At 58.7% G+C, this 17151-nt stretch carries 12 protein-coding genes and 1 pseudogene; 9 read left to right on the top strand and 4 right to left on the bottom strand.

Annotation, left to right across the window (positions count from 1 at the left end):
- Nucleotides 1-103: 103 nt before the first annotated feature.
- Both FVQ81_05825 and FVQ81_05820 read right to left on the bottom strand, forming a co-directional pair.
- Nucleotides 104-946 carry a GTP cyclohydrolase I FolE2 gene (locus FVQ81_05825; protein ID MBW7996085.1) on the bottom strand — a complete coding sequence of 281 codons (843 nt, stop codon included), beginning with the start codon at nucleotides 944-946 and terminating at the stop codon, nucleotides 104-106.
- Nucleotides 947-1013: 67 nt separating this feature from the next.
- Entirely contained in the window at nucleotides 1014-2012 is a 999-nt protein-coding gene (locus FVQ81_05820; protein ID MBW7996084.1) for a D-alanine--D-alanine ligase, read from the bottom strand.
- 341 nt (nucleotides 2013-2353) lie between these two features.
- On the opposite strand from FVQ81_05820, the gene FVQ81_05815 reads away from it, so the two are divergent.
- Nucleotides 2354-6058: a hypothetical protein gene (locus tag FVQ81_05815; protein ID MBW7996083.1), complete on the top strand. Its 3705-nt coding sequence runs from the start codon at nucleotides 2354-2356 to the stop codon at nucleotides 6056-6058.
- Nucleotides 6059-6066: 8 nt separating this feature from the next.
- Here the strand turns inward: FVQ81_05815 and ispE are convergent, their stop codons facing one another.
- Together ispE and FVQ81_05805 are read right to left on the bottom strand one after the other, a co-directional pair.
- On the bottom strand, nucleotides 6067-7047 hold the full coding sequence (gene ispE / locus FVQ81_05810; protein ID MBW7996082.1) for a 4-(cytidine 5'-diphospho)-2-C-methyl-D-erythritol kinase: 981 nt from the start codon (nucleotides 7045-7047) through the stop codon (nucleotides 6067-6069).
- On the bottom strand, nucleotides 7004-8047 hold the full coding sequence (locus tag FVQ81_05805; GenBank protein ID MBW7996081.1) for a flippase-like domain-containing protein: 1044 nt from the start codon (nucleotides 8045-8047) through the stop codon (nucleotides 7004-7006). Before FVQ81_05805 ends, ispE begins: the two co-directional genes overlap by 44 nt.
- 243 nt (nucleotides 8048-8290) lie before the next feature.
- On the opposite strand from FVQ81_05805, the gene dnaK reads away from it, so the two are divergent.
- The 8 genes and pseudogenes from dnaK to FVQ81_05765 all read left to right on the top strand — a co-directional run bounded on the left by dnaK (nucleotide 8291) and on the right by FVQ81_05765 (nucleotide 16900).
- Nucleotides 8291-10273, top strand: coding sequence for a molecular chaperone DnaK (dnaK, locus tag FVQ81_05800; GenBank protein ID MBW7996080.1), 1983 nt, complete (start codon nucleotides 8291-8293; stop codon nucleotides 10271-10273).
- Between the two features lie 131 nt (nucleotides 10274-10404).
- Complete coding sequence (locus FVQ81_05795; GenBank protein MBW7996079.1) at nucleotides 10405-11307, top strand: hypothetical protein; 903 nt, start codon at nucleotides 10405-10407, stop codon at nucleotides 11305-11307.
- A 34-nt stretch (nucleotides 11308-11341) separates the two neighbouring features.
- A complete protein-coding gene (locus FVQ81_05790; GenBank protein ID MBW7996078.1) occupies nucleotides 11342-11632 on the top strand; it encodes a hypothetical protein in 291 nt (96 codons plus the stop codon).
- A gap of 341 nt (nucleotides 11633-11973) precedes the next feature.
- Nucleotides 11974-14088 carry a carbohydrate binding family 9 domain-containing protein gene (locus FVQ81_05785; protein ID MBW7996077.1) on the top strand — a complete coding sequence of 705 codons (2115 nt, stop codon included), beginning with the start codon at nucleotides 11974-11976 and terminating at the stop codon, nucleotides 14086-14088.
- Between the two features lie 63 nt (nucleotides 14089-14151).
- Nucleotides 14152-15171, top strand: a complete 1020-nt coding sequence (locus FVQ81_05780) for a glycoside hydrolase family 5 protein (protein ID MBW7996076.1) — start codon at nucleotides 14152-14154, stop codon at nucleotides 15169-15171.
- A gap of 143 nt (nucleotides 15172-15314) precedes the next feature.
- On the top strand, nucleotides 15315-15842 hold the full coding sequence (locus FVQ81_05775; GenBank protein ID MBW7996075.1) for a methyltransferase domain-containing protein: 528 nt from the start codon (nucleotides 15315-15317) through the stop codon (nucleotides 15840-15842).
- A gap of 316 nt (nucleotides 15843-16158) precedes the next feature.
- Nucleotides 16159-16356, top strand: a pseudogene (locus FVQ81_05770) (cold shock domain-containing protein).
- A 1-nt stretch (nucleotide 16357) separates the two neighbouring features.
- Entirely contained in the window at nucleotides 16358-16900 is a 543-nt protein-coding gene (locus FVQ81_05765) for a hypothetical protein (protein MBW7996074.1), read from the top strand.
- Nucleotides 16901-17151 lie beyond the last annotated feature (251 nt).

Raw genomic sequence — 17151 nt, 5'->3', positions numbered from 1 at the left:
CCGTTGCAAGAGCATGATAACCAGAAATACGTTGCGCTGAACACAGGCAGACTGGACTGCGACTTCGGCGCCGGTTTGCGAAATCCGCCGGCTGTGGATGTCCTTACTTATCGTCGTTCTCGTTCTTCTCGATCAGCGCGTAGGCATTGTGGTTGTGGATTGATTCGTAATTCTCCGCTTCCACCCGATACCAGTACACGTCCTGCATTTCCTCCAGACGGATCGCGCACTCGCGGACCACGTCCTCCACGAACCTGGGATTGTTGAAGGCGTACTCGGTGACGTATTTTTCGTCCTTGCGCTTGAGCAGAGGGTACAGCGTGCAGCTTGCCGATTCCTCGGCCACTTCCACCAGGTCCTCGATCCACACAAACCCTTCGAACCGGACCGACAGCAACACGTAGCTGCGCTGGTTATGCGCCCCGTAGCTGGAGATTTCCTTGGAACACGGGCACAGGGTTGTGACTGGAACCCTCACGTGCAGGGTAAAGTTCGAATCTTCCTCGTTCGCCCCCAGCGACCCGTCGAACGTGCACATATACTCCTGCAGGCCAGCGGCTTTGGTCACCGGGGCCAGCTTTTCGATAAAGTAGGGGAACTCAAGCTCCATGTGAGCCACTTCGGCGTCCAGTTTTTTCCGCATCTCGGCCAGGATTTCAGTCAAATTATCCGAGGCGATATTCCCGCGATGGCGGTTGAGTATTTCCAGAAACCTGCTCATGTGCGTACCGCGGAAATTGTGGGGCAGGTGAACCGCCATCTGGATTTCGGCCACGGTGTGCTGGGTCCCGTTGACCCGGTCCTGCACAACTATCGGATAACGGAGGCCTTTCACCCCCACTTTCTGGATTTCCAGGTTGCGGTGGTCGCTTTCGCTCTGGATATCGCGTAACGGGCTGCGCCCGGATTTCTTTTTTTCATTCAATGTTTCGATATAACCCTTCATCACGCCGTCCTTTGCTGAATTCCCGAAACCGCGTATATAGTAAACACCGCCAGGCGCATCGGCATCTTCAGTACCTCGAGAGCGCGCTGGCGATAATTTTTTCCAACAGGCCCGGCAATTCGAGACCGGAGACCGCGGCTGCCTTCGGCAGCAGGCTGCTGCTGGTCATCCCGGGCTGGTTGTTGGCTTCCAGACACCACAGTCCGCCCCGGTCGTCCAGGCGGAAATCGATTCGGGAGTAATCCAGCAGGCCCAGCAAGTCGAAAGCCAGCAGGGCAAATTTCTGAGCCTCCTCCGCCACTTCCGGGTCGATCTCGGCCGGGCAGATATACTTATTGTCGTGGCTGCGGTACTTGGCCTCGAAATCGTAGAGCCCGCCGGGAACTATTACTTCCAGCACCGGCAGAGCCTCGTCGGCGACCACGCCGACAGTGAGTTCCCTGCCGGCGATAAATTTTTCGACCACCACCCGGCGGCTGAACCGGGCGGCTTCCTCGGCGGCCGGGAAGAGTTGATCGTCGCTCTCGACTTTGGTCAATCCAACCGTGGAGCCTTCCTCGGCCGGCTTGACAACCAGCGGCAGGCCGAACCGTCCGGCGGCTTCGGCCAGGGAATCTGTCCACAGCCCCCGGTTCCAGCCATCCAGCAGGATGTAATCCGGGGTCGGCACCCCCGCCTGGCTGAACAGCATCTTGCTGGTGGCCTTGTCCATCGCGGCCGCGCAGGCGGCGGGCTTTCCTCCGACATAAGGCACTCCCAGTAGTTCCAGCACGGCGTTTACCGTCCCGTCCTCACCCTGGCCCCCGTGCAGAGTGTTGAACACGATGTCGGCGGCAGTCAGCAACCCGGTGCCCTCGCCCCCGGGCAGGCCGCACGAGGTGCGGTTCGCCTCGAGCGGCACCTCGTGCGGCTCGACAACTTTCCAGCCACTGCCCGGGTCCACGATATCGGCCTCGTGCCCGGCGTTGCGCAGAGTTTCGCGCACGGCCTTGCCGCTGGCCAGGGAAATTTCCCGCTCGGCGCTGACGCCGCCGGCAAGAACCACTACCTTCATTGCTGCCTCCATCTGCCGGGGGGAATATCTGTCCGCTCCCCGTACTCTGCCGACTGTAACTGTCCGGGTTGCCCAGCAACAACTTACTGTTTACAGTCCGGTCCCGAATGTGTTATAATCCTACAACTTGCGCCCGCCGGTTTTGCGCGGGCAATTTTATTGCAGCGGCTTAACGCCGAAAATCGAACACGGTCCGGATGTTGCGGGTATAATATCTCCCGGAATTCAGCGGACCGGGATAATCAATATATCGCAACTCGGACGATTTGTCATCTTTTTGTCCTGGGATATAGCTTATGCGGCTGCGCCTGATGGCCCGGGCGGATAGCCGGTCAACGGGGAGCATGGGTCCATTGAGTAAGAGAAAAAGTGTTACGGCAATTGTCATGGTATCTCTGCTAGCCGCCTCGGGATGGCTTTCTGCCGCCGGTGACAACCTACGCCTGCTCAAAGGTGCTCTGCGCCAGGCCTCGCGCGGCGACACCGCCACGGCGATGCAGGTTATCGATCGTTACCTCGACCAGCCGGGAAGGGAACCGGCCAAGGCCTACGCTCTCTTTCTGAAAGGGATGCTGCTCGATGGCCGGGGACAAACCGACAGCGCCGAAAGTTATCTGCGCACCTCGATAGTCAACTATCCCTCCAGCGACTGGACCGGGCAAAGCCTAGTGCGGCTGGGACTGATATTGAGCCGGAATGGACGCGACACCGCCGCGGTACGCACTCTCGAACCGGTGGCCGCCAATTTCGCCGATTCTTCGTTCGCCCTGGCCGCGCTGATCGGTATCGGCCATAGCGCGCGCCGCTCCGGTCTGGACAGCCGGGCACTGGAAGCTTACCTCCAGTACCTACGCAGCGGGGACAACGAGCAGCACCTGCTGAGTGCGCTGCAGCTCGCCGCCCAGCTGCTGGTCGCCCAGGGCCGCGCGGAGGAAGCGGTCTACCTGCTGAGCAGAATTTCCATCAAAAGCGAAAAAACGCTCTCCCAGCAGGACCTCCCGGTCCAGATTATCGCAATCGGCGCGCTCACCGGAGTGGGCATGCCGGACTCCGCCCTGAGGGTAGTCGAGGAGATCAGACGTACCTCGGGCGATGCGCCGTTGAGTTCACCGGGACTGACCTACCTTGTCGGCAAAGCGCACCTGGCCCAGGACGAGTTTTCATCGGCCGACAGCGCGTTGAGCCTGCTGGCCGGCCGCGAGGGGCTCGGTCAGGAAGGTGTCCCGCCCGATTCGCTGTTCAGGCTGCTGATGGAGATCGGCCTCCGCCGCGACGACCGCCGGGGATTTTTCAGCTACGCCGCCCGCGTGATAGAACTGGAGGATGACCGCGAGCGGGCGTTGGCTCTGCTGGAGCGGATCGTGGACGCCGCCGAACGGACCGGGATGATGGAGCAGGCGCGGCAGGGGCTGGACAACTACGTCGCCAGATTCGGAGCGGCCGGGGATGACGCGTCTCTGGCCCTGATCCGCGCACGGTTCGCCCGTACTGAATCGGGGATCGACAGGGCGCTCGAAGTGTTGCGGGAGGCGCAGACCGCCGAGAGCAATTCAGCGGTTGCGGCCCGCATTCTGCTCGAGCGGGCGCACCTGCACCTGGCCGACGGCGATACGCTCCGCGGCGGAGCGCTGTTGCGCGACTACCTGGCCTCCTCCGGTGACCCTCTGCACGACAAGGACAGGCAGTTGCTGGCATACGCCGAGCTGCAGCGCGACACCCGCGGAGTGGAGGCGGAAAGGGAATTGCTGGAGCAACTGGCGGAACAATACCCGGCGAGTAGTTACTGGCAGCAGGCGACCGACAGGCTGGAGGAAATCGGTCTGTTCGAGTCCGCCCGGCCGGCCGAGGCCGCCGAGGAGTTGCTGGACATCTATCTCCAGCAGGCGGGCCGGGTGGACGGGGTCCGGCTGGCGGAGATCGCCGCCGATAAACTCGATGACTATGAACGGGCGCTGGCGATCATGCAGCGCGAGAACTCGCAGGCCCCCGGCGACCGCCTGCGGCTGATCCGCTATAAATACCTCAGCGCGTTGAAACTCAGGCGCGAGGGTTCTTTCGAGGGCAGTGAGCGGCTGGCCCAGGCCTGGAGGGACATCCGGTTGCTGCTCAGCGGTGAACCTCAGTTTCCGGGACGGGACCAGGCTCTGGAAACCTATCTTCAGATCCTGCAGCGGATCGGCCCGACTCTGGGTCCGATCGAAATCTCCCAGGCTGAGGACGTACTGCTTAGCGAACTGGCGGCACTGAACAACGGAAAAGTCCGGACCGAGGTCCTGGACTGGCTGGCCGGGCGGTTTATCGTCAGGGCCGAGGCCGATACCGGGATGGCGGTGATGATCCTGGCCGATTCCGCGCGGGCGATGTGGACCGAGGCCGTGGGGATCGCCGGGCTGAGCAGTATCGGTCAACAGGCGGCGTTCAGTCTGGCTGAATCCTTGGAGGGCGCCTCGTTCGCGGGTGCGCGGGACAGTGCGGCCGGGTTGTACGGCAGGCTGGCTGAGAGTGACGGCGGAGGCCGCTGGGCCAGCCTGGCCGGTTTGAAACTGGGCGCGATCCACCTCAAGCAGGAACGCCAGTTCCTGGCCTATCGCACGATCAGCCTGTGGGGCGAGCAGCATCCATACGCGGTCGAGGATATCTCTTACCGCACGGCCCTGGCCGAGGCCAGTTTTCTCACCGGGCGCTACGGCCGGGCGGTGAAGGTTATGGACGAGCTTTCTCCCGGCGATCTCGACACCGCTCTGCGCCGCCGGTTCGACGCCTACCGGATCAGGGCGCTGACCGCCCTTGGCGATTACGGCGGGGCGGCCACACGGCTGATGAATTTCAGGGATAACTACCGGGAGCCCGAATCGGAACGGATTGTGGCTGTCCTGGCCACAGAACTCTACTACTCCGCCGGAAATCCCGGCCTGGCCGACAGCTACCGCGAACGGCTGAAAAATATCGACGCGTACGAGGAACTGGCCGAGCTGTTTTCCATTCAGGCCCGGCTGGCACGCGGGGGCGACAAGAAAACGATCGGGAAAATCCGCAAAGATTTCGAGGACTTGCGCGATGCGCCGTGGAACCGGTTCTTCCGGATTGATGTCGCCTTCCAGGCCTATCGCGGGATTATGGCCTGCCGGGCGGCGGCCGGGGAACTGGACGAGGTGGCGGAGTCGCGCGACGATTTCCGCCGCAAGTACCCTGAGCGCCGCGCGGCACTGGCGGTGCTGATGCTCGATGAGATCGCCTACTGTATCGACCGGGGGCGGCTCCAGAATGCGACCAGCCTCCACGAGGATCTCGAACTGCTCTTTGCCGACGTCTCCCCGGGGGACCGGCTGCTCTGGATCGGCTGGCGGCTGTCGCGTGCCGCGGCCGATGTGGCCGAGGCCAACCGCAGACTGACCGCTCTGGCCGGGAAATACCCCTGGAGTCCGGTCGGCAAACTGGCGCGAGTGGAACTGGCCGGACTGTATGTCAGCGCCGGGCGAGCGGATAATGCTCTCGCTCTGCTGGAGTCAGTCGATCCGGAGGCCGAACTGAACGAGGAGCAGACCATGGCCGTCAACGCGCTGATTGCGGGGGCGGAGAACCGCTGGGACGATGCTCTCGACTTCCGCCGCCGGCAGTGGGCAGCTCTACGTGGTCTGGGCGGGCATGACAAGGTTGTGCGCGAATGGGCCGATGCAGCGGTCAGGGCCGGCAGGGTGAGCGAGGCGCTGGACGTACTGAGTTCTTTCTGGAGTCCCGATACCACACAGAATGCCCGGGCCCGCCTGGCGCTGGCCGGGCAGTACCGGGCGGCCGGATACAGCCGCCCGGCGCTCGGGGCGCTGGATGGCGTGGAGTCGATAGCGGGCCCGCGCAGCGAATTCGCGCTGCAGGCTTTGTACCGCAAAGGTATGCTGCTGGAAGAGATGGGCCGGACACCCGAGGCGATAAAGGTTTACCAGCTTCTGGAGGCCAGGGCGGGGCAGGGTGGCGACTGGCTCAGAAGCGCGCGGGACAGACTGCGCGAACTGCAGGGTCAGACCGGTACGGACAGCACATCTCAGGCGGGGACCCGCTGAACGGGTTCTCAGTCGAGTATACGGTAGGCATGGTCGATAAACTCAGCGCCCACTACCCGGAACTCATCCTGCCCGGCGGCGAGTTTTTTAAGAGCCGCGTTCCGTTTCTTGATACTGGAATACAAGCCGAAAATTCCGCTTCCGCTGCCGGAAAGAAGGGCGACCGACGCCCCTGATTCATGCAGCATCTGTTTGGCTTCCCGCAGGCCGGGATGGTGGGCGTAGACTACCGGCTCGAAATCGTTGACCATCGTGTCCTGCGGACCCAGTGTCCCGATTATCTCCTCCCAGCGCAGCGGCCCGCCGTTGAGTTCCATCGTCTCGGTGTAATTGCCCTCGGCCTGGGCGTTATCCAGGGCGCGGTAGGCCCACGAAGTTGAAACCGGGATATGGGGAATGACCACGATCAGCGCCGTCCGTTTCTTGACCGGCAGCCTCAGCATCCGCTCACCGATTCCCCAGGCCAGCGCGCGGCCTCCGCAGAGCATGAACGGTACGTCGGCCCCAACCGAGGCGGCCAGGGCGAAGCGCGTGCTGTCACCGCCGGGCAGGGGTCCGAACAGGCGCTCGCAGGCGACAATCGCACCGGCGGCATCGGCGCTTCCACCGCCCAGGCCGGCCCGGGCGGGAATCCCTTTTTCAATCCTGATCTCCACTCCCCGATCGCTGATTCCCAGCCGTTTGAGGCAGAGCGTGGCGGCTTTGTGGGCGGTGTTGTCCTCGCCTTCCGGTACGCGGGGAGCGTCGCAATGGACGATCACCTTGCCGGGAGTGGTGTTGACAGTCAGTTTGTCGGAGAGCGAGACGTTCTGGAAAATGGTTTCCAGCGAGTGGTATCCGCCCTCCAGGCGGCCCAGGATTCGCAGGGACAGGTTGACCTTGGCGAACACTTCCAGCTTGAGCGTTTTGTTGTTGTTTCCGGACATCGAGAGTCCTTTCGCACCGTCAGTCGGTCTGGACGGAGACTTGTTCCGGCTCGGCGGCCTCATCGAGATGCTCCGCGCCGTAGCGCAGCTGGCCGAATGTCATCCCTTCCCGGGCCATCGCGATCAATCCGGCCACTGTCACCGGGACCATCATCAGGATGTGCATCACCACGGCGAGCGCGGCCGCATCGTCGTTGGGCAAACCATAGGCCGTATGCAGCGAAAAAATGATCGCCCAGTGGATCGGCCCGATGAACGCCGGCGCCGAGGGCAGCGCCACGCCCATCCCCACTATCCCCAGGGTCAGAAACGGCGAGGTCCAGGGCAGCGAATCGAAACTGAATCCCGCGAACGCCAGCCGGAAGCTGAATACTACCGCTCCCCAGTGCAGCACGCTCAGGACGCTGACCTTGACCAGCACGTCCTTTTTACGCAGCACTTTCATCCCCTCGGTGAACATCCCCATGAACCCTTTCACCTTTTCGTGAAAGCGCGCGGGCAGAAGCAAACCGGTCAGCTTGACCACCGCTTTTTCGGCGGTGTGGGGTTTATTCCCTAATAGTATAAGCAAAACTACCGCGCCTGCAAGCAGATAAAGCATCACCTGCGCGATTTTCAGTATCGCCGGCGGAAAACTCTCGGTATAGGCCAGCGGAATCACCAGGCACAGCAGCAGGCAGATGGAGTCGAAGATGCGCTCGATCACCAGCGAGGCCAGCACGTAGCTCATCGGCCCCTCCACCTTGCGGCGGGCCACCAGCGCGCGTACCAGTTCGCCGATCCGCAGCGGCAGGATATTGTTGGTGGTAAAGCCGATCAGGTTCGCCGTGGTCAGGCCGTTGACCGTGGCGTGGTGTTCGCTCTGGAACAGGTATTTCCAGCGCCAGCCCCTGATCCACATCACGCCCAGGCTGATCGCGCTGAACGCGGCCAGCGGCAGCAGCCTGATCCGGTCCTGGTCGGTGACAATCGACCACGCCCTGCCCAGATTCACGCCCCGAAAGGCCACGTACAGGCACACTGTGGTGATCAGCAGTGCGACCAGATATTTGACAGATTTCATCTAACTCCCTTTTCCCCGCGTTGCAAGAATTTGAATGTAATTTATTCTCATTGCATTTTCCTGTCAAAAGAAAATTTGCATCCTGCCATTATGGCATATAATGTGCCGTATTGACCCGTTTATTTCGGGCACGGGAATTGCGCTTAACACTCGTACGTATTTCGGCGCTTTTGCTGGATTTTCGATTTGAAAATTATTTGTTTGTCTCTATAACCAGCCAATGACTAAACAGGAGTGGATTTTATGAGCAAGGTAATCGGAATCGATCTGGGGACCACCAACAGCTGCGTGGCCGTAATGGAAGGCGGAGACCCGGTGGTTATCCCCAACGCCGAGGGCAGCCGCACCACGCCCTCGATTGTTGCGTTCAACAAGGACGGCGAACGTCTGGTGGGCCAGGTGGCCAAGCGCCAGGCGATCACCAACCCCACGAACACTCTTTTCTCGATCAAACGCTTCATGGGGCGCAAGACCGCCGAGGTCACCGATGAGCAGCGCAAGGTGCCCTACGGGATAAAAGCGGGCAAAAACGATGCGGTGGTGGTAAAAGTGAAGGACGACGAGTTCAGTCCACCCGAAATCAGCGCCATGATCCTGCAGAAGATGAGGCAGACCGCCGAGGACTACCTGGGATCGAAGGTCGAGAAGGCCGTGGTCACTGTCCCGGCTTATTTCAACGACAGCCAGCGCCAGGCCACCAAGGATGCCGGCAAGATCGCCGGGCTGGATGTCCTGCGGATTATCAACGAACCAACCGCGGCCAGCCTGGCCTACGGTCTGGACAAGAAAAAAGACGAGCGGATCGCGGTCTTCGACCTGGGCGGCGGCACGTTCGATATCTCGGTGCTGGAGATCGGCGACGGTGTCTTCGAGGTCAAGAGCACCAACGGCGATACCCACCTGGGCGGCGATGATTTCGACCAGCGCGTGATCGACTGGCTGGTGGAGGAGTTCAAAAAAGACCAGGGTATCGACCTCGGCAAGGACGCGATGGCCCTGCAGCGGCTCAAGGAAGCCTCCGAAAAAGCCAAGTGCGAGCTGAGCTCCACCCCCCAGACCGATATCAACCTGCCGTTTATCACGGCCGACAGCTCGGGGCCCAAACACCTGAATGTCACGCTCACCCGCGCCAAGTTCGAGCAGTTGGTCGACGACCTGATCCAGCGCACTGTGGGGCCGTGCAGGAACGCGCTCAAAGACGCGGGTGTGGGCGCCAGCGATATCGACGAGGTAATTCTGGTGGGCGGCTCGACCCGTATCCCGAAAGTACAGGAAGTGGTCAAGGAGTTTTTCGACAAGGAGCCGCACCGCGGGGTCAACCCCGACGAGGTGGTGGCTGTCGGCGCGGCGATCCAGGGCGGCGTGCTGGCCGGGGACGTCAAGGACGTGCTCCTGCTGGATGTCACCCCGCTGAGCCTGGGTATCGAGACCCTGGGCGGAGTGTTCACCAGGCTGATCGAGCGCAACACCACTATCCCGACCAAGAAGAGCGAGATATTCTCCACCGCCGAGAACAACCAGACCACGGTGGAAATCCATGTTTTGCAGGGCGAGCGCGAGATGGCGATCGACAACCGCACGATCGGCCGTTTCCAGCTCACCGACCTTCCTCCGGCCCCGCGCGGCGTGCCGCAGGTGGAGGTCGAGTTCGATATCGACGCCAACGGGATCCTGCACGTGGTGGCCAAGAACAAGGCCACCGGCAAGGAGCAGAAAATCCGGATCGAGGCCTCCAGCGGCCTCGGCGAGAGCGAAATCGAAAAAATGGTCAAGGACGCCGAGACCCACGCCTCCGAGGACAAGGAGAAGCGCGAGGCTGTGGAGACCCGCAACCGCGCCGACCAGATGGTGTTCGAGACCGAGAAGCAGATCGGTGAGCTGGGCGACAAGCTGGACGAGGGTACCAAGGGCAACCTTCAGGAGAAACTCGACGCGGCTAAAGAGGCGCTCAAGGGCAGCGACACAGCGGCGATCAAGAGCACCCAGGAAGCGCTGACCGCTGTCTGGAACGAGGCGGCCCAGCAGCTTTACCAGGCCCAGGCGGCCCAGGAAGCGGCCGCCGGTGCGGAGGCCGGCGGCGGAGGTGGAGAACAATCCTCCACCAGCTCCACGGACGAGAACGTGGTCGACGCCGACTACGAAGTGGTCGACGATGAGGAGAAGGATAAAGAGGAGGATAAGCAGAAGGATAAAGTGGATGATGAGAAAGATAAAGAGGAGAAGTAGGCGGTTGGAACCGCTAATTAAAAAAGCCCGGTGGGGAAACCCGCCGGGCTTTTTTTGAAGGGTAGATTTTATAGAGGAGGGATACTAAATATAAGATACATTGAAAAAAAACATATAATAGGGGAGGATAAATGAGTACTACAGTACAGGAACTACAACAGGATGCACTAAATCCCAAAGTACGCATGGCAGACTTACTTAGAAAAGCCCTTGTTTTATCTAATAAATTGGGGCAAAAAGATTTTCAAGACTGGATTGAAAAGGAGTTGAACGGGTACTCAGATAATGATAAAATACCAACATATAGAAAGATGAACGGAACAATAAAGGGTTGGCATCAAATTGAAGGCTGGAAATCTGTGATGTTTGAAGATACAGACTTCCAGGAAAAATTATCTAGCCATTTGATCGGATTTCCAATAGCTGAAATCGAAGAGCTCTCAACACAAGCAAATGAGCAAGGAAGTTCTGAGTTGTACAGAGAATTACCGGCAAAAGTGAACGTGTCTATATGTAAGGCATTGGGGGTAGAAACTGAATTTAGATTTTTCTTATCCAGAACCCAATTCATTAAAATTCTTGATGCTGTGCGAAATATTGTTTTAAAATGGGCTCTTAAGCCTGAGGAACAGGGTATTCTCGGAGAAAATCTTTCATTCTCAAAAGAAGAAAAAGAGGCTGCTAGTAAGAGACCTCAAAATGTTGCTAATTTCTACGCACCAGTTGATAATTTACAAATTCAGCAGGGAAACGTTACCGCTACCCAAATATCCAATATACAGACTGTAGATTTAGAAGCTTTACGAGCTTTCATTTCAGAAATTATCGAGAAAAAAGCAGAACTAAATTTGGAGAAAGAAAAAGAGGCTGAAGTTGATGCAGAAATCAATACTATAAAATCTCAATTGGATTCCCCAGAACCAAAGAAGGTAATTATCTCTGAGAGCATAGATTCAATCAGGAAGATATTGGAAGGTGCAGGCGGGAGCATTGCGGCACAGTTGTTGATCGAGTTGGGTAAATCTGTAGTGTAGTATGTAAAGCGATAAAAAAGGAGGCAAATAAAAAATGACTGGCTACGAAGCTGTAAAGAAGCTGGCGTCAACCTATCCAGATTGGATACCACTTGTAGAAGCAGCCTTAGTAGTATCAAAAAGTTGTCAAGGTGATCAGTTTGCAGGTAGATGGGTATTAAACAAAATGAAAGAAAAAGGGATAGATAGGTTTCCGCATCTTAGGAGACTGGTGGCCTTTGAAATTTTAGAGCGAAAAGATGTATCACGGGGCGGCAAAAGAGCATACTACACAATTCCAGACCCCGAAGGAGTTGAGCGAGCCCTAAAAGAATTAGTGCAATGATATTTGAGCATTGACAGCACTCCACACCAGCCACGTCAGGTTTTTTATTTACATACCCCTGTATCCCCTCTTGTTAGAGGGGACTGAAAACGGCTTCTCCCAACAGTCGCTCCATTGGTTGGGCAGGGCGGGGTAAGTCCCCTCTAACAAGAGGGGTGCCCCGGCTTGCCGGGGCGGGGTGTGTCGGCGATTGATTGCAAGGTTGCCGGCCACGGCATGCCGTGGCCCTAGGGTATCTCTCTTTCCGCTAATTTCCCCAATCCATTGACACATCCCCCTTTGCCCTGCTACTTTAACCGGTCACTCCCGCAGCCTGTTCTCCTTTTCATGTGGAAGGTGCTTTGCGCAATCTTGTTTTCGTCATACCGTCAGTTCTGCTTGTGCTTTTTCTTGTCAGCGGGTTAACCGCTTTCGCTCAGGATACCGGGCAATTTCCCCGCCGCTCGATTACAGCCATCGAGGCCGAAACCCCTCCCGTTATCGACGGCAGGTTGGATGACCCCATCTGGCAGGCGGCGGACTGGCAGACCGATTTCAGCCAGCTTAAGCCCGACCCCGGCGCGGAACCCCGGGCGATAACCAGGGTGGCAATCGGCTATGACAGCGAGCATATCTACACCGCGTTCAGGTGCTTTAACCCTACAGGCTCATCCGCTAACAGCAAAATAACCGCCCGCGACGGCAACATGGACCAGGACAACGCGGTCACGCTCTACCTCGATACCTACCACACCCGCCGCGACTGCTACTACTTTTCCACCAACTCACTGGGCACCCAGGTCGATGGCCGGATCGGCGAGGACGGGGCGGCCAACGACAAGAAATGGGACTGCCCCTGGACAGTGGCCAGTTTCGAGGACAGCGTCGGCTGGAGCTGCGAGATGAAAATCCCGGTCTCCGAGATGAGGATCCCCCGCGGCGAGGGCCTGGTCTGGGGGATCAATTTCCGCCGCAACTACCCGGAGCTGTTCGAGACCAGTTTCTGGCAGCACCGCGACGTGGCCTGGCGGATCTCCCAGTCCGGCGACCTGCACGGCCTGCCCGCGTTCGACAAGCTGTTCTCGGCCACGCTCTATCCTTACATGGTGGGCCTGGACTCCAACCAGCCCTCGGCCGGCCGCCGCACGATCGCCTCCTCGGGCGGCAGCGAGCTGATCGGCGGGGCGGACCTGCGGCTGAAGCTGGGCAACTCGCTCGACGGCAATCTCACCTGGAACCCGGATTTCGCTACGGTCGAGGCGGACTTGACGATTATCAACTTGACCCGCTACGAAACATTTTTCCCGGAGAAAAGACTCTATTTCCTCGAGGGCGCCGAGCTGTTCAGCAACCCGATCAACGTGTTCTACAGCCGCCGGATCGGCGATATCGACTGGGGAGTGAAAACCAACGGCCGGCTGGGCAAGTTCAACTACGCGGTGCTGGGCGCCGATGAGCGCGCCACCGGCGATGATCCGGCTGCTCACACGGAGGTTGTCCGCCTGCAGCGCGATATCTTCGGTTCCTCCAATATAGGGCTGACAGCGGTCAGCCGCAGCTGGGACGGCGGCTATGCGCGGGTGCTGAGCACAGACGGGACTCTTAACCTCACGACAAGCACCCGGCTGCGCGGCCAGTTTGTCGGAAGTTTCCCGTCGGACGGTGAAGATATTGCCAGCGCCTCCTCCCTGAGACTTTCGTATAATAAAGGGCTTTACGTGGGAACCTTGGGCTACGTGAATTTCGATCCCGGCTTTCGGGAAAACGTCAACCAGGTCGGATTCATCCCCGACGATGACCATCGCGACATCTTCAGCTGGTTCAGCGGCGAGCACTGGATCAGACGGCATGGGATCGAGAAGATAAGCTTCAATCAGGGAAACGACGTGTCCTGGCGACACAGCGACGCGCTAAAATTGGTCCGTGTACGCAGCTGGGTCGGAATCACTTTTCTTGCGAACTGGCTGGTCGGTTACGGCGGCAATTACAAAACGGAACTGTTCGAGAAGCGTTTCCGCAACCACACACAGCTTGTGGAGGGCGGCTGGAACCAGCAAAGCTGGAACAACGTGGGACTGCTTCATATCTGGGGACGCAATTTCGACCGCGATTTTCACCGCACCCGGTTGCGGGGTGCTTTCAAACCATTGGATAATCTTTCGTTCAGCGCAGGAGTTACCTGGTTACGGTTCTCGCCCGACACAACCGGCCAGGGCACTGAACTTTACGACATGAGCGCCGTTTACAATTTCACCCCCAACCTCTGGCTGAGCCTTACCAGCCAGTACAACTCCAACAACGACAGGCTCTACCTCTACGGCCTGTTCGGCTGGCGGTTCAGTCCGCCCTTTGGCGCGCTCTACATTGCCTACACGGCCGACCGGTTCGAGATGATGAACGAGCAACTGGCCAGGGTGGTCGAGCGCCGCGACCGGGCGCTGTTTATCAAGCTCACGGTCCCCCTCTCGATTTATTGAGCCGTTTCTGCTATAATCACAAAGTCTCTTTCGCAAGATTACCATTATTTTACCCGTGAGCCTATGATGAGAGTCCTGTCAGTTACCGTTCTGCTGGCGGCCGTTCTGCTGGCTGCCCACCTGCGCGCCGACGGCCCCGCCTGGCCCGGCCACCGTCTGCGCGGCATGAATATCGTTCCCCGGATCACGCAGGAAGATATCGACCACTTCGTCGACGACTGGGGTGGTAACTCGGTGCGCATTCTGGTCAACAACCTGATCCCCGCTCCGCCCGCCAAACCCGATCCGGAAAAAGTGGCCGCTGTCTTCCGCACGATTGACATCTGCCTGGACGCCGGACTCTACACGATCCTCTCCTTCAGCGCCGCGTTCGAGGACAACGATGCGTTTTTCTCCGACGAATCCTACCTGGACGCCTATCTCGATTTCTGGCGCACCGTGGTCCGCCGTTACGCCGATGATCCCCGCGGGGTGGCCTGGGACCTGATGAACGAGCCGCATGCTAGTTTGGCGAACACTCATTGGTTGCCATTTGCAAAAAAGCTCACCGCCGCCATCCGCGAGATCGACACCCTGCACACGATCGTGATGGAGCCGCCCGGCTGGGGCTGGCCCTACGGTTACGAGCATCTGGAGCCCACCGGCGACGGGAACACAGTCTACAGTTTTCATTTCTACGGCCCGATGGATTTCACCCATCAGCGCAACCGCGGGATGCTCAAAGCCACCGACGAGCAGTGGCGGCAGCGCGAATACCCCGGCCATATCCAGGGCGAGTACTGGGACAAGTCCACAATCCGCCGGCACCTCCAGCCCGCTCTTGACTGGCGCGACAAATACGCCGCAAAAATGTGGTGCGGCGAGTTCGGCTGCACGCGCTGGGCTGTCGGGGCGGGGGACTGGATCAGGGACATGATCTCGATCCTGGAGCAGGAGCGGCTGGGCTGGTCGTGGTACTCGTACCGCGAGTGGTACGCGATGGATATCGAGATGGAGCAGTCGGCGCGCCTGGAGCGCACCGGGCGCACGGAAACCGAGCTGGTTAAATATTTCAAGAACTTGTTTCGGCTGGGGGAAAACTAAGAGCCGCTAAAAAAGCAAGCGCTTGCTTAAAGCCTTAGTGGCGCAAAGATTAGAGTTCTTTTTATCGTCTGGAAAAGAACGGGACATTATCGGCTCTTGAGAGTGCAACCCGATAATATCAGTGTACTAGAGAGGGAAACGAAGTGAAAGATGACAAGCCTGTGGTGGTAAACCTGGGCTGCGGCAACCGCAAGCTGCCCGGCCAGATCGGTCTCGACCGCTATCCGGCCGCCATGGCCGACCTGCTGGCCGAGTTGTCCGAGGGCCTGCCGTTGGCCAGCGGCAGTGTGGACGAGATAGTGGCCGAGCACGTCATGGAGCATGTCCCGGACCTCGTGCGCCTGATGGAGGAGATCCACCGCGTGCTCGCCCCCGGCGGGCTTCTGCGGGTCGAGGTGCCGTATTTCGCCCACCCCGACGCTTTCCGCGATCCGACCCACGTCCGCTTTTTCACCTGGGGCAGCCTGGACTATTTTATTGACGGGATGAAACCAGCCGACTATACCGGGGTAAAGTTTATATACCGGCGACGGAAACTGGGCTTCGGGAACGGCTTGCGTGCCGTCGCAGGCAGGCTGATCTCCGGTCTCAGTGTCAGGCGCTACGAAAAATACTGGGCGCGGATCTTTCCCGCCCGAGTACTTTGCGCCGAACTGGTGCGCCAGGTATAATGAGCAGATTACCGGTTCCGCTAAAGAGCCGCAGTGATGAATCTGCATTACTTTTTTTGAGAAACAGTTGACTGATTGAAAACGGACAGCTATTTTTTTATCTCAAACAATGACAGGTATATTCCGGATAATTGCACTTTCTTTCCGTTTCGCGTAACCTGGCTTTGGTGATCGAGATCCGGAGGGGACTTTCTTTCGCTGGCGAACAGTCTTGCAGTACCGCCGATCAACCGTTAACTTAACTTTCTAGATTTTAATCCACCGGCCCTGCCTACGAGCCGGGGAAGTGTTAATTCATCGTCAGGAGTTACGCATTATGCCTCGCGGAAAAGTCAAATGGTTTAACGACGCCAAGGGCTACGGATTCATCGAGCAGGAATCGGGTAGCGATATTTTCGTACATTACACTGCTATCACCATGGAGGGTTTCAAGACCCTGGCCGAAAATCAGACGGTCGAGTTTGAAGTTGTCGAGGGCCCGCGCGGCCCCCAGGCAGCCAACGTGTCCGTGGTCGATGACGCTGCCGACACCGGGGTCACCGAGCCGGCCGAAGCTGAAGAAGTTATCGACGAACCCGAAGATGCAGGTGACGAGCCTGAAGATGCAGGTGACGAGCCTGAAGATGCAGGTGACGAGCCTGAAGATGCAGGTGACAAACCCGAAGATGCAGGTGACAAACCCGAAGATGCAGGTGACGAACCCGAAGATGCAGGTGACGAACCCGAAGATGCAGGTGACGAGCCTGAAGATGCAGGTGACAAACCCGAAGATGCAGGTGACGAGCCTGAAGATGCAGGTGACGAACCCGAAGATGCAGGTGACGAGCCCGAAGATGCAGGTGACAAACCCGAAGATGCAGGTGACGAGCCCGAAGATTCAGGTGACAAACCCGAAGATGCAGGTGACGAGCCCGAAGATTCAGGTGACGAACCCGAAGATTCAGGTGACGAACCCGAAGATTCAGGTGACGAACCCGAAAAGGAAGACCCCGAAGAAGAAGAAAAATAGTAACCTGCAGGTATATCCTAAGTCTGACGGCGGCCGGTTTTTAATCTGACCGGCCGCCGTTTTTTGTGCTCCTTTCTGGGCTGTGCCGCAAATGGAGCGAAAATATCCGAATTTCTCCCGCCCGAGACCGGCGGCACTGTTGGCTGGCCGGCATGGCCGGTCCGGTTGAGCCTTGCCCGGCGGATCCGCTGGTTAACGATGGACTGGCACGCTGCTTGGAAACGTTTTAGTTTATCTCATTCGGCTCCCGGGTGCGGAATGTCTCGGGACAGATTGAGCATTGAGCGGGCGAACTTAAAG

The organism is Candidatus Glassbacteria bacterium, from assembly GCA_019456185.1.
Lineage (GTDB): Bacteria > Gemmatimonadota > Glassbacteria > GWA2-58-10 > GWA2-58-10 > JAJRTS01.
This window is presented reverse-complemented; position numbering and strand designations above follow the sequence as displayed.